The organism is Cellulosimicrobium funkei (assembly GCF_001019615.1).
Classification (GTDB): domain Bacteria; phylum Actinomycetota; class Actinomycetes; order Actinomycetales; family Cellulomonadaceae; genus Cellulosimicrobium; species Cellulosimicrobium cellulans_E.
In genome coordinates, this window is record NZ_JNBQ01000002.1 from 457084 (window position 1) to 469719 (window position 12636).

At 78.0% G+C, this 12636-nt stretch carries 11 protein-coding genes; 8 read left to right on the top strand and 3 right to left on the bottom strand.

Features of this window, described 5'->3' with window-relative positions; all coding sequences use genetic code 11:
* Positions 1-53 precede the first annotated feature (53 nt).
* Positions 54-1319, bottom strand: coding sequence for an AMP-binding protein (locus FB00_RS04390; RefSeq protein ID WP_047231560.1), 1266 nt, complete (start codon positions 1317-1319; stop codon positions 54-56).
* A gap of 98 nt (positions 1320-1417) precedes the next feature.
* On the opposite strand from FB00_RS04390, the gene FB00_RS04395 reads away from it, so the two are divergent.
* A complete protein-coding gene (locus tag FB00_RS04395) occupies positions 1418-2494 on the top strand; it encodes a DUF3048 domain-containing protein (RefSeq protein WP_047231561.1) in 1077 nt (358 codons plus the stop codon).
* 139 nt (positions 2495-2633) lie between these two features.
* Positions 2634-2891 (top strand): hypothetical protein, encoded by a 258-nt coding sequence (locus FB00_RS04400; RefSeq protein ID WP_047231562.1) that lies wholly within the window; start codon positions 2634-2636, stop codon positions 2889-2891.
* A 9-nt stretch (positions 2892-2900) separates the two neighbouring features.
* Here FB00_RS04400 and FB00_RS04405 read toward each other — a convergent pair whose 3' ends face one another.
* Both FB00_RS04405 and FB00_RS04410 read right to left on the bottom strand, forming a co-directional pair.
* Positions 2901-3920 (bottom strand): 1,4-dihydroxy-2-naphthoyl-CoA synthase, encoded by a 1020-nt coding sequence (locus FB00_RS04405; RefSeq protein ID WP_231581708.1) that lies wholly within the window; start codon positions 3918-3920, stop codon positions 2901-2903.
* Between the two features lie 5 nt (positions 3921-3925).
* Positions 3926-4945: a DMT family transporter gene (locus FB00_RS04410; RefSeq protein WP_082140965.1), complete on the bottom strand. Its 1020-nt coding sequence runs from the start codon at positions 4943-4945 to the stop codon at positions 3926-3928.
* A gap of 46 nt (positions 4946-4991) precedes the next feature.
* On the opposite strand from FB00_RS04410, the gene FB00_RS04415 reads away from it, so the two are divergent.
* The 6 genes from FB00_RS04415 (at position 4992) to FB00_RS04440 (ending at position 12342) form a co-directional block, all read left to right on the top strand.
* Entirely contained in the window at positions 4992-6488 is a 1497-nt protein-coding gene (locus FB00_RS04415) for a PLP-dependent aminotransferase family protein (RefSeq protein ID WP_156186289.1), read from the top strand.
* 75 nt (positions 6489-6563) lie between these two features.
* Positions 6564-6887, top strand: a complete 324-nt coding sequence (locus FB00_RS04420; protein ID WP_047231563.1) for a DMT family transporter — start codon at positions 6564-6566, stop codon at positions 6885-6887.
* 5 nt (positions 6888-6892) lie between these two features.
* A complete protein-coding gene (locus FB00_RS22630) occupies positions 6893-7498 on the top strand; it encodes a TetR/AcrR family transcriptional regulator (protein ID WP_047231564.1) in 606 nt (201 codons plus the stop codon).
* A 52-nt stretch (positions 7499-7550) separates the two neighbouring features.
* Entirely contained in the window at positions 7551-8552 is a 1002-nt protein-coding gene (locus FB00_RS04430) for an o-succinylbenzoate synthase (RefSeq protein WP_047231565.1), read from the top strand.
* Entirely contained in the window at positions 8549-10510 is a 1962-nt protein-coding gene (gene menD / locus FB00_RS04435; RefSeq protein ID WP_082140966.1) for a 2-succinyl-5-enolpyruvyl-6-hydroxy-3-cyclohexene-1-carboxylic-acid synthase, read from the top strand. The genes FB00_RS04430 and menD overlap by 4 nt, the downstream gene beginning before the upstream one ends.
* 95 nt (positions 10511-10605) lie before the next feature.
* Complete coding sequence (locus FB00_RS04440) at positions 10606-12342, top strand: S1C family serine protease (RefSeq protein WP_082140967.1); 1737 nt, start codon at positions 10606-10608, stop codon at positions 12340-12342.
* The last annotated feature ends 294 nt before the right edge of the window (positions 12343-12636 follow it).

Here is a 12636-nt window from a genome sequence, read left to right on the forward strand (position 1 = left end):
GGTGCTCCGTCTCGGTCGTGCGGGTCGTGCAGGGTGGTGGGACCGCGGGCGGCTCAACCAGGGCGGCCCTGGAGGTGCCCGACGGCGAGCCGCACCACCGCGGCGCGGTCCACCTTGCCGGGCCCGCGGCGCGGGAGGTCCGCGACGACGAGCACGCGACGTGGTGCGGCCGCCCGCTCCAGCCTATCCGCGACGTGGTCCCGGACCGTGACGACGAGCGCGGCCGGGGCGTCCGCGACCGCGCCCCCCGTGCCGGGGACCGAGCCGGGAGCGGCGGGCGCGGGCCCTCCCGTCGTGACGACCGCGACGACCTCCTGCCCCCACTCCGGGTGCGGCACGCCGACGACGCACGCCTCGCCCACGCCGTCGACCTCGGCGACGAGGGCCTCGACCGCGGCCGGGGCGACGTTGACGCCGCCCGAGACGACGACGTCGTCCGCCCGACCGAGCACGGTGAGCGACGGCTCGTCCGGCGCCCCGTCGAGCCGGCCGAGGTCGCTGGTGCGGAACCAGCGCGTGCCGTCGTCGTCGGTGCGGAACGCGTGCGCGGTCGCGGCCGGGTCCCCGAGGTAGCCGTCGGCGAGGAACGGGCCGGAGAGCTCGACGACGCCCGTGGCGCCGCCCGGCCCGTCCTCCGGCGTGGGGCGTGCGAGGCGCACGCGCGCGCCCCCGAGCGGGACGCCGTCGTACACGCACCCGCCGCTCGTCTCCGTCATGCCGTACGTGGTCACGACGCGCGCGCCCGCCGCCCGCGCGCGGCGCAGCAGCGCGGGAGGCGCGGCGGCACCGCCGAGCAGGACCGCGTCGAGGGCGCAGAGCGCGTCGAGTCCCGCGCCGCCGCCGTCGGAGCCCGCCTCCGCCGCGGCGAGGAGGCGGTGGAGCTGCGTGGGGACGAGCGAGACGTACCGGCGCGCGGCGCGCGGTGCCCGGGCGACGAGCGCGGTGAAGCCGGCCGGGGTGAACGGCTCGTCGTCCGGTGCGACCGTGAGGCCTCGCCCGGCCGCGTGCGCGCGGGCGACCACCTGCACGCCCGCGACGTGCGTCGCGGGCAGCGTGAGGAGCCAGTGCCCGGGCCCGCCCAGCCGCTCGTGCGTCGCGGCGCCCGAGGCGCGCAGCGCCGCCGCGGACAGCACGACCTCGCGCGGCTCGCCCGTCGAGCCCGACGTGCGCAGGACGAGCGCGGCGCCCGGCGGCACGTCGGCGGGCCCGGGCCGGGCGAGCAGCGGGACGGGCGCCACCGGGGGGCCGGCGCCGTCGAGCGCGGCGCCGACCGCCGCGACCAGGGCGTCGAGATCGGCGGGGACGACGGCGCGGTTCACCGGATCAGCGTAGGCCGGGCCGTAGGGTGACCGGGAAGCGCACGTCCGTCGCAGGGGCAGCGCCAGGACCGGGTCCTGGACCGACGGGAAGGTCGAGGATGACGAGGACGGCACGAGGGCACGGTGCGGTCCGGGCGAGGCTGGTGGTCGCGCTCGCCGCGGCGTCGGTCCTGCTCGCGGGGTGCGGCGGCGAGCCGGCCGCGCCCACCACGGAGACGGTCGACGCGGACGTGTCCGCGGACAAGGGGGCGCCGCCCACGCCGGACGTGCCGCTCGTGTGGCCGCTGACCGGCGTCGAGGCCGAGGAGGTCGCGGACCGCCCGGCGCTCGCGGTGAAGATCGAGAACGCGCCCCAGGCGCGGCCGCAGACCGGCCTCGAGCAGGCCGACGTCGTGTGGGAGGAGGTCGTCGAGGGCGGCATCACGCGCTTCGTCGCCGTCTACCACTCGCAGGTCCCCGAGCGCGTCGGGCCCGTCCGCTCCGTCCGGCCCATGGATCCGGCGATCGTCGGTCCGCTGCACGGGATCCTCGCGTACACGGGTGGCCAGCAGCCGTTCATCGATGCCGTCGGTGCGGCGGGGGTCCAGTCGGTCGTCATGGACGAGGGCGACGACGGGTTCACCACGACCCGCGCGCGCCGTGCGCCGCACAACGTGTACGGCAGCCCGGAGGAGTTCTGGGCCCAGGCCGACGGCGACCGCACCGCGCCCCCGCCCGCCCAGCTCGTCTTCGCCCGGGAGCCGGGGACCGGCACCGCCACCGTGGCGGGCAGCGCCGCGACGCGGCTCGACGTGCGGCTCACGTTCGCGAGCAGCGCGGTGTGGGAGTGGAACGCCGACGAGGGGCGCTACGTGCGCAGCGAGGGCGACACGCCCGCCGTGTCCTCGGACGAGGTGCGGCTCTCGGCGACGAACGTCGTTCTGCTGTCCGCGCCGATGGAGGACACGGCGTTCAAGGACCCGGCGGGGGTGCCCGTCCCGGAGACGAAGCTCGTGGGGACCGGCGAGGGCGTCGTCGCGAGCGGCGGCAAGCAGGTGCCGGTGACGTGGTCCAAGGAGACGGTCGAGTCCCCGGTGGTGCTCACCGGGGCGGACGGGAAGCCCGTCGAGCTCGAGCCCGGGGCCTCGTGGATCGAGCTCGTGCCGGTCGGGTCGGGGAGCTGGGAGGCCGGCTGACGGTCCGTCTCTGCCGGCGGCGGCCCCCGGGGTCCTCCCCACGGCGTACGACCGCTCCGCCCCGAGGGGGACCGGCGGGCATCCAGGTCGAGCCGCGGGGCCGACGCGGAGACGGGGTCCCGGGCGGGACCGTGGAGTCATGGCAACCGTCGTCCCGCACCCCGTCCACCCGTCCCAGCCCGGCACCCCCGGCGAGGGCGCCGCGCAGCGCTCGACCGAGGGTCGGCTCCCGCCCTCCTACGCGCCGCGCACGCCGCGCGACGACGAGCCCGGCGCCGCGCGCTCCGCCGCGCCCGTCGCGATCTCGGTCGGGCTCCTGTTCGGCCTCGCCGTCGCCGCGGCGTTCGTCGGCCGCGGCCTCATCGAGATGCTGACGAGCCTCGTCGCCGGCTCCTGACCCGCCGGGTCAGAACGCGTAGCCGAACCGGCCCCAGTCCGGGTCGCGCCGCTCCAGGAACGCGTCGCGCCCCTCCACGGCCTCGTCGGTCATGTACGCGAGCCGCGTCGCCTCGCCCGCGAAGACCTGCTGGCCCATGAGCCCGTCGTCCGCGAGGTTGAACGCGAACTTGAGCATGCGGATCGCCTGCGGCGACTTCGACGCGATCGTGCGCGCGTACTCGATCGCCAGCGCCTCGAGGTCCGCGTGGTCCGCGACCTCGTTCACCGCCCCCCACTCGTACGCGTCCTGCGCCGAGTACTCCCGCGCGAGGAAGAAGATCTCCCGCGCCCGCTTCTGCCCCACCTGCCGCGCCAGGTACGCCGAGCCGTAGCCGCCGTCGAACGAGCCGACGTTCGCGTCGGTCTGCTTGAACCGCGCGTGCTCGCGGCTCGCGATCGACAGGTCCGCGACGACGTGCAGCGAGTGCCCGCCGCCCGCCGCCCACCCGTTGACGACCGCGACCACGACCTTGGGCATCGTCCGGATCAGCCGCTGCACCTCGAGGATGTGCAGGCGCCCCGCGCGGGCCGGGTCCACCGCGTCGCGCGTGTGCACGTCTCCGCCGCCGTCGGGCGCGGTCGTGTACTGGTAGCCCGAGCGCCCACGGATCCGCTGGTCGCCCCCGGAGCAGAACGCCCAGCCGCCGTCCTTGGGGGACGGGCCGTTGCCCGTGAGGAGCACCGTCCCCACGTCGGACGTCATGCGCGCGTGGTCGAGCACGCGGTACAGCTCGTCCACGGTGTGGGGGCGGAACGCGTTGCGCACCTCCGGGCGGTCGAACGCGACGCGCACCACGGGCAGGTCGCGCACGACGGCGCCGTCCGCGTCGCGCTCCACGCCCCGGTGGTACGTGACGTCGGTCAGCTCCTCGAACCCGGCGACGTCGCGCCACGCACCCGGGTCGAACGTCTCGGACACCTGGCGGGGGAGCGCGTGCGCGCGGGGGTCGTCGGCGGGCACGGCGGGGGTGGGTTCGGTGCTGCTCACGGTCGTCACGGTAGCCGCTGCGGGGCGAGGGACGCGCCCGGCGCGGGGGCCCGCTCGTCGGCGTGGGGCACGGACGCCGGGGCGGTGCCGTCACGTCGCGGCGCCGCGAGGCCGAGGACGAGGCCGGCGCCGACGACGAGCGTCCCGACCAGGGAGCGGGCGTCGAGCGCCTCGAACCCGAGGGCGACCGAGGTCGCGAGCGCCGCGACGGGCAGGAGGCCCGCGAACAGGCCGGCCCGCGCGGGGCCGATCGCGGCCAGCCCGGAGTACCAGAGCAGGAACGCCACGGCCGTGACGACGACGGCGAGGTAGGCGAGCGCGGCGAGCTCGGCGGCGTCGGGCGCGGCGAGGAACGGCTGCCCGGTGACGCGCTTCCGGACGAGGCCGAGCACGGCGAGCTGGGGGACGGCCAGGACGCACGCGTACGCGGAGACGCGCAGCGCGCCGAGCGTCGGCAGGAGCGGCACGGCGAGCAGCGAGAAGCACACCTCGCACGCGAGCGCCCCGAGCGCGAGCGCGACGCCCACCGGGTCCCCGGAGCCACCGCCCTCGACGACCACGACGCCGGCCGTCACCACGACCGCCGCCGCGAGCGTCCGGACCGCGACGCGGCGTGCCCGGAGCGCGGCGGCCGCGGCGAGCACGACGGGCGAGGCGCCGACGACCGCCCCGACGAGCGAGGGGTCCGCGCGGCCCGCGCTCTCGACGACGAGGACGCTGAACCCCACGAGACCGGTCGCCGCGAGCGCGGTCAGGCGCAGCAGCGCGCGCGGCGACGGCAGGACCCACGGCACGCGCCGCGCGGCGAGGACGGCGAGCAGGACGAGCGCCGCGACGGCGTAGCGCGCGGCCTGCCCGCCGAGGACCGGGAAGTCGGCGAGGGCGGCGGACGCGACGAACGACGAGCCGACGATCACCATGCCGAGGGCGCACCGGAGGTCGCCGGACCGCGTCGTGCCGGGGCGGTCGGGCGCACGGTCGGCGTCGGACGGGATGCCGTGGGAGGGGCGGGGGGCGAGGGCCATGAGCCGACCGTAGGGTCGAGTCTGGACCAGGGTGCAGGTCCAGATCATGCCTGGTTCACTGGGCCAGATGGCGACCCGGATCGAGCCCGACGCGCTGCTGCTCGCCCTCGGACCGCGACCGGGCCGCGACGTCGGCCGGTGGCTCCACGCCGGACTGCGCGCGGCCGTGGTGGACGGCCGGCTCGAGGCGGGCGCCGTGCTCCCCTCGAGCCGCGACGCGGCGGCGGCGCTCGGCGTCTCGCGCGGCACCGTGACCACCGCCGTCGACGTGCTCGTCGGCGAGGGGCTGCTCGTGTCCCGGCCCCGCTCGGGGGTGGTCGTGGCGGCGCTGCCCGCGCCGCCGTCGGGCGGTGCGGGGGCGGCGCGCCGCCCGACCGGTGCGGCACCCCGCGTCGAGCTCGGTACCGGGTCTGGCGCCGGGCGTGACCTGGTGCCCGGGGCACGGCCCGTGAGCGTCGGCACGCCCGACCCCGCGCTCTTCCCCCGCGCCGCGTGGGCGCGTGCCGTGCGCGACGGCGTGCGGGGCCTCGCCGACGCGGACCTGGGCTATCCCGACCCGCAGGGGCTGCCGGCGCTGCGCGAGGCGCTCGCGGTCCACTTGCGGCGCGCGCGGGGGGCTCACGTCGCGGCGGACGACGTGGTGGTGGTGAGCGGGGTCGCGCAGGCGCTCTCCCTCCTCGTCCGGCTGCTCGCCACGGGACGGGTCGCGGGCCCCGGCCCCACGGGGCGGGTGGCGGTGGCCGTCGAGGACCCGTCGTCGCGCGGGGCGCTCGAGCTGCTGCACGACGCCGGTCTGCGGACGGTCGGCGTGCCCGTGGACGCCGACGGCCTGCGCGCGGACCTGCTGCCCGACGACGCGCGCGCCGCCCTCGTGACGCCCGCCCACCAGTTCCCGCTCGGGGTCGTCCTCGGGCCCGCGCGACGGCGCGCCCTGCTCGCGTGGGCGGCGGCGGGCGACCGCCTCGTGCTCGAGGACGACTACGACGCCGAGCTGCGGTACGACCGGCAGCCGGTGGCCTCCGTGCAGGCCCTGGACCCCGAGCGCGTGGTGCTGCTCGGCTCGGTGTCCAAGCTGCTCTCGCCCGCGCTGCGGCTCGGCTGGGTCGTGGCGCCGCCGCGCGTCGTCGAGCCGCTGGTGGAGGCGAAGCGGCACGCGGACCTCGGCACCTCGGTGCCCGAGCAGGCGGCGCTCGCGGCGCTGCTCGGCTCGGGCGCCTACCAGCGGCACCTGCGCCGGGCCCGGCTCGTGTACCAGCGGCGGCGGCGCCTGCTGCTCGACGCGCTCGCACGCGCCCTGCCGGGGGTGGAGGTGGGCGGGGTCGCCGCCGGGCTGCACCTCGTCGTGCCGCTGCCCGGGGCGGCGGCCGAGCGCGCCGCGGTCGACGGTCTGCACGCGGTCGGGGTGCCGGCCGAGCCCCTCAGCGGGACGGGGGTGGACCGCCGGGAGGCGGGGGCGGTGGTCGGCACCGCACGCGTGCGCGACGGCGACGTCGGGGTCGTCGCGGACGTGCTGCGGGCGGCGGCCTTGACCCGTGGCCGATAACTGGTACGTTAGTACCAGTTCTGCGCACGACGGCGGGCCCTGCCACCCGGTGCGTCGACCCGAGGGAGTCTCCCCATGGCATGGATCGTCCTCATCCTCTCCGGCATGCTCGAGGCCGGCTGGGCCCTGAGCCTCAAGGCGTCGCACGGCTTCACCAAGCTCTGGCCCAGCGTCGCGTTCGTCGTCATGCTCGTCCTGAGCATGGTCGGCCTGAGCATCGCCCTGAAGTCCCTGCCCGTCGGCGTGGCCTACGGTGTCTGGGTGGGGATCGGCGCCTCGCTCACCGCCGTCCTCGCCGTCGTCCTGTTCGACGAGCCCGTCACGATCCTCAAGGTGATCTCCCTCGTGCTGATCGTCGCGGGGGTCGTCGGGCTCAACCTCTCCGGGGGAGGGCACTGACACCCATGCCGACCGAGACCGCCGACCCGCGGCCCGCACCGCGCCGCCAGGCGCGCGGGGTCGCGCGCCGGGACGCGATCGTCCGCGCCGCCGCGGACCTCATCCTCCAGGAGGGCCCGGCATCGGTGACCCACCGCGCCGTCGCGTCCCGGGCCGACGTCCCGCTCGCCGCCACGACGTACTACTTCACCGGCCTCGACGACCTCATCGGCGCGGCCGGCGAGGTCGTCGTCGCCGGATGGGCGGCCCACGCGCGCGGCGCGGCCGAGCGAGCCGCGCGGGGCGGGGACCGCGCGCGCGAGGACGCGCACGTGCTCGTCGACGCGGTCCTGCCGCCCGGGGGCGAGAGCGAGCTGCGCGGCTTCTACGAGCACCTCGTGGGCGCGGGTCGTTACCCGGCGCTCGCCCGCGCCTACGGCGAGGGCAGGCAGGGGCTCGACGACGCCGTGGGGCAGCTCCTCGCGGTGCGCGGCCTCGCGAGCGTTCCGCCCGCGCTGCTCATCGCCGTGGTGGACGGCGCCGCGGTGAGCGCGCTGAGCGAGGGGCGCGACGTGCGCGCGCTCGCCGTGCAGCTCGTCGGCGAGCTCGTGGGCCGCCCGCGCGCGAGCTGACGGCCCAGCGCCGGCGACGTGGGACTGGCCGCGGTGGCCTAGCCTGGAACGCGTGCCCGACCCTCTCGAGACCGTCGTCTACCTCACCCCCCTGACCACGCGGTTCCGCGGGCTCGACGCGCGCGACGGCGTGCTGCTGCGCGGGGAGGCCGGGTGGGGCGAGTTCTCCCCGTTCTGGGACTACGACGACGCGGAGTCCGCGCCCTGGTGGCGCGCGGCGCACGAGGCCGCGCACCAGGGCTGGCCGCGTGCCGTGCGCGACCGCGTCCCCGTCAACGTCACCGTGCCCGCCGTCGGGCCCGACCGCGCGCGCGAGCTCGTCGCCGCGTCCGGAGGGTGCCGCACCGCGAAGGTCAAGGTCGCGCAGCGCCGGCCCGACGGCGCGCTCGAACCCCTCGACGCCGAGGTCGCGCGCCTCGAGGCCGTGCGCGACGCGCTCGGCCCGGGCGGGCGCGTGCGCGTCGACGCCAACGGGGCGTGGGACGTGGACGAGGCGCTGCGCCGGCTCCCCGCGCTCGACCGCGCGGCGGGCGGGCTCGAGTACGTCGAGCAGCCGTGCGCCGACGTCGCGGGGCTCGCCGCCGTGCGGCGCGGGCAGCGGGGCGACACCGCGGTGCCGGTCGCCGCCGACGAGTCGATCCGCCGGGCCGCGGACCCGCTCGCGGTGGTGCGCGCCGACGCCGCGGACGTCGTGGTGCTCAAGGTGCAGCCGCTCGGCGGCGTGCGCGCGTGCCTCGACCTCGCCGAGCAGGTCGGCCTGCCCGTCGTCGTGTCGTCCGCGCTCGAGTCGTCCGTGGGCATCGCCGCGGGCGTCGCGCTCGCGGCCGCGCTCCCCGAGCTGCCCTACGCGTGCGGGCTCGCGACCGTGAACCTCTTCGTCGCCGACGTGGCCGACCCGCCCCTCGTGCCCGTCGACGGCGCGCTGCCCGTCGTCCGCCCCGAACCCTCCGCCGCGGCGCTCGCGGCCACCGCGCCCGACGACGAGACGGACCGCTGCTGGCGCGAACGGCTCGACCGCGTCGCCGGCCTGGTGCTTGCGGGAGGTGCGCGATGAGCGCGCCCGGGACCCCGCCCGGCCCGGGCGCCGGGACGCCGCCCGGCGGCTCGGACCTCGACGCTCTGCTCGACGGCCTGGACGCGCAGCCGCCCGCGGTGCGCAGCGCGTTCGCGCTCGTGCACCGGCTGCTGCACGAGGGTGTCGCGGACGTCGTCCTCGCGCCAGGGTCGCGCAGCGCGCCGCTCGCCTACGCGCTCGCGGCCGCGTCGGACCTCGGGCACCTCACGCTGCACGTGCGGGTCGACGAGCGCGCGGCCGGCTTCCTCGCCGTCGGCCTCTCGCGCGGCGCGAGTCCGGTCGTGCGCGGCGGCGTCGCGCTGCCCCGGCCGGTCGCGGTCGTCACGACCTCCGGGACGGCCGTCGCGAACCTCCACCCCGCGGTGCTCGAGGCGCACCACGCGGGCGTCCCGCTCGTGCTCCTGACCGCCGACCGACCGCACGAGCTGCGCGGCACGGGCGCGAACCAGACGACGCACCAGGCCGGGATCTTCGGCGCGGCGGTGCGGTTCGCCGCGGACGTCCCCGCCCCCGACGGCCGCCCGGGCGAGGAGCGCGACCTCCTCGCCGTCGCGACGCGTGCGCTCGCCGAGGCGGTCGGCGCGCGCTCGGGGCACCCCGGCCCGGTCCACCTCGACCTCGCGTACCGCGAGCCCCTCGTCCCCGGTGTCGCGGCCGGCATCGACGCGCTCGCCACGCCGGGTCCCGACCCGCGCGGTGTCCGCTCGGCCGTCGTGCTGCCCTCCGCGGTGCCGCCCGTGCCGTCGGGCTCCGAGCCGCACGACGACGCCGCGCTCCTCGGCGCTCCGGTCGCGGCTGTCGCGGTGCCTGCCCCCGGCGCGCGGACCGTCGTCGTCGCGGGCGACGGGGCGGGCCGCGTCGCGCGCGACCTCGCCGAGGCGCGCGGCTGGCCCCTGCTCGCGGAGCCGTCGTCGGGGGCGGCCGGCGGCCCGAACCTGGTCGTCGCGCACGCGCTCGTGCTCGGGGTGGACGAGCTCGTGGACGGCGTGGAGCACGTCGTCGTGCTCGGCCGGCCGACGCTCTCTCGGCCCGTGCAGCGCCTGCTCGGGCGGCCCGACGTCGAGGTGAGCGTCGTCGCGCCGGGCGCCGGCCCGTGGCCCGACGCCGCGCGCAACGCGTCGACGGTCCTGACGGCGGTACCCGAGCGGTGGCTCGACCCGCGCCCGGGCGTCCCGGACCCGTCCGGGCCCGCGCCCGGGCCGACCTCGGGCCACGCGACCGACCCGGGGTGGCTCGCGCGCTGGCGCGCAGCGTCCGCAGCGGCCGTGAAGGTCGTCGCCGGGGCGACCGACGGGACGCTGACCGACGGCCCGAGCGTCGCGCGCGCCGTCGTCGGATCGTGCGGGCCGGACGACCTGCTGGTGGTGGGCTCCTCCAACCCCGTGCGCGACCTGGCCCTCGTGCTCGGCCTCGACGCCGACGCGCCGCGCGTCCTCGCGAACCGCGGCCTCGCCGGGATCGACGGCACCGTGTCCACCGCGCTCGGCGCGGCGGTGGCCACCGCCCGCCCGCACCGACGCACGCGCGCGCTGCTCGGCGACCTCACGTTCCTCCACGACGCGGGCGGCCTGCTGCGCGGTCCGCACGAGCCGCACGTCGACCTCCAGCTCGTCGTCGTGAACGACGACGGCGGCTCGATCTTCGCCGGTCTCGAGCCGGGCGGGCTCGGGGAGACGTCCGAGGCGGCGGGGCGCACGTTCGAGCGGGTCTTCGCGACCCCGCACGGGGCGAACCTCGCCCAGCTCTGCGCCGGGTACGGCGTGGACCACCAGCTCGTGCAGGACGTCCCCTCGCTGCGGCACGCGCTCGCGGCCCCGAGCCACGGCGTCCAGGTGCTGGAGGTGCGCGTTCCCCGGGCCGGGCGGCGGCAGGCCGGCCTGCGCCTGGGGGAGCGGGTGCGTGACGCCGTCCGCGCGACGCTCGTGGCGGACCGCTGACGACGCGTCAAAACTCGCAGCGAACTCCCAGGCTCGTTCAAGCCTCGTTCAAGCGCGGCGGTGTGAAGTAGTGGGCAGAACCGAGGAGGCCCACCATGACGAACACCCCGGGCACGGAGCCCACCCCTACCACGCCGGCCCCCGACGCGCCCGCGTCGACGCCGGCCCCCGACGCGCCCGCGTCGACGCCGGCCGCCGCTCCCGCCGCGACGACGCCCGCAGCCGCGACGACGCCCGCAGCCGCCGAGCGTGCCGCGTCGGTCGCTGCCGAGACGCCTGCCGGGACGCCCACGCAGCCGCTGGCCCCCGTCGCCGCGACCCAGCCGCTCCCGCCGACCACGGCGCACCCGACGACGCACCCGACGCAGCCGCTCGGCGCGCCGCAGCACGTGCAGCACCTCTCGACGCCGCAGCCCGCCCCCACGGCGCACACCGCGGCGACGCCGATGCCCAACCCGTACGCACGCCCCGCGCAGGCCGGGCCGCACGCGCCGTCCGGCAGCTTCGGGCCGCCGCCCGCGCCGCCGGTCCCGACCGAGCAGGGCGCGGCGGACAGCCCGAAGCGCCGGCGCACGTGGGTGCCGGTCGTGAGCGCGGCCGCCGCGGCCGCGGTCCTCGCGAGCGTCGGCACCGCCGGCCTCACCGGTGCGTTCGGCGCCGACCAGGACTCGGCGTCGCTCGCGGACGTCGGCCAGCACCAGGAGAACACGGCCGCGCCCGTCTCCGACTCGTCGTCGCAGAACCCCGACTGGGAGGCCGTGACGAAGGCCGTCGCTCCCTCGGTCGTCGCGATCCAGGTGCAGACCTCGCAGGGCGGCGCCGAGGGATCGGGCGTCATCATCGACGACCAGGGCCACGTCGTGACCAACAACCACGTCGTGTCCGGCGCGGAGAACGACACCGTCCAGGTGACGCTCAGCGACGGGCGCCTCTTCGAGGCGAAGATCGTCGGGCTCGACCCGGCGACCGACCTCGCCGTCGTGCAGCTCGTCGACGCGCCGGACGACCTCCAGCCCGCGACGCTCGGCGACTCCGACGATGTGAGCGTCGGCGAGTCCGTCCTCGCGGTCGGCAACCCGCTCGGCCTCGCGAACACGGCGACCACCGGCATCGTGTCGGCCGTCGACCGCCCGGTGTCCGCGTCCGGCGAGGACGGCGGCACGTCCGTCGTGACCAACGCGATCCAGATCGACGCCGCGATCAACCCCGGCAACTCGGGTGGTCCGCTGTTCGACGCGCAGGGTCGGGTCATCGGCATCACGTCGTCGATCGCGACGCTCTCGGGCGGCGGCACCCAGTCCGGCTCGATCGGGCTCGGGTTCGCCATCCCGGTGAACCTCGCGAAGTCGATCGGGCAGCAGCTCATCGAGAACGGCACCGCCGAGCACGCGTTCCTCGGGGTGACGCTCGCCGACGCGACCGCGACCGCGGACGGCGTCACGCGCCGAGGCGCCGAGGTCCAGGAGGTGACCGACGGGTCGCCGGCCGCCGAGGCCGGCATCCGGTCCGGTGACGTGATCGTCGAGATCGACGGCCACGCCGTCGGGGGCGCCGAGTCGCTCACCGCGTTCGTCCGCGAGCGCGCGGCGGGCGCGAAGTCCACGCTGACCGTCGTGCGCGACGGGAAGACGACCGAGCTCGACGTGACGCTCGCGACGCGCCCCGCGGACGACGAGACCACGGGCCAGGGGTCCCAGGACGGCCAGGGCCAGCTCCCCGGCCAGGGTGACCAGGGTGGCGAGCCGGGCGGCGACCAGGGTCAGCAGACCGACCCGACCGACCCGGGCAACGTGCCGAACCCGTTCGACTGGTTCTTCGGCGGCCAGGGCTGACCCTGACGGGCGCCCCCGCGAGGGGCACCCACGATCTGCGGGGGGCGGGTCGTCGTGCCGGCACGCGCGACCCGCACCCCGCGCCACGTCCCGCCGCGACCTCTGACCGCGGCGGGCGGGTGGCCGGACTGCGGACGTCCCCCCGCGGTCGGGGCACCGCACCGAGCGGCCGGCACGGATCCCGTGCCGGCCGCTCGTCGTCGGTGGCGACCGCTCAGTCGGTGGCCGCGGCGCTCGGCGCCCACGGCGCCTCGCCGCCCGACGAGGCGGGCGAGGCCGCCGCCTCCACGCGCT

What these genes read in the sequence shown, in the direction of transcription:
- FB00_RS04395 (WP_047231561.1), top strand. Translation starts at nt 1,418, where the DNA reads ATGACGAGGACGGCACGAGGGCACGGTGCGGTCCGGGCGAGGCTGGTG.
- FB00_RS04400 (WP_047231562.1), top strand. Translation starts at nt 2,634, where the DNA reads ATGGCAACCGTCGTCCCGCACCCCGTCCACCCGTCCCAGCCCGGCACC.
- FB00_RS04410 (WP_082140965.1), bottom strand. Translation starts at nt 4,945, where the DNA reads ATGGCCCTCGCCCCCCGCCCCTCCCACGGCATCCCGTCCGACGCCGAC.
- FB00_RS04415 (WP_156186289.1), top strand. Translation starts at nt 4,992, where the DNA reads ATGCCTGGTTCACTGGGCCAGATGGCGACCCGGATCGAGCCCGACGCG.
- FB00_RS04420 (WP_047231563.1), top strand. Translation starts at nt 6,564, where the DNA reads ATGGCATGGATCGTCCTCATCCTCTCCGGCATGCTCGAGGCCGGCTGG.
- FB00_RS22630 (WP_047231564.1), top strand. Translation starts at nt 6,893, where the DNA reads ATGCCGACCGAGACCGCCGACCCGCGGCCCGCACCGCGCCGCCAGGCG.
- menD (WP_082140966.1), top strand. Translation starts at nt 8,549, where the DNA reads ATGAGCGCGCCCGGGACCCCGCCCGGCCCGGGCGCCGGGACGCCGCCC.
- FB00_RS04440 (WP_082140967.1), top strand. Translation starts at nt 10,606, where the DNA reads ATGACGAACACCCCGGGCACGGAGCCCACCCCTACCACGCCGGCCCCC.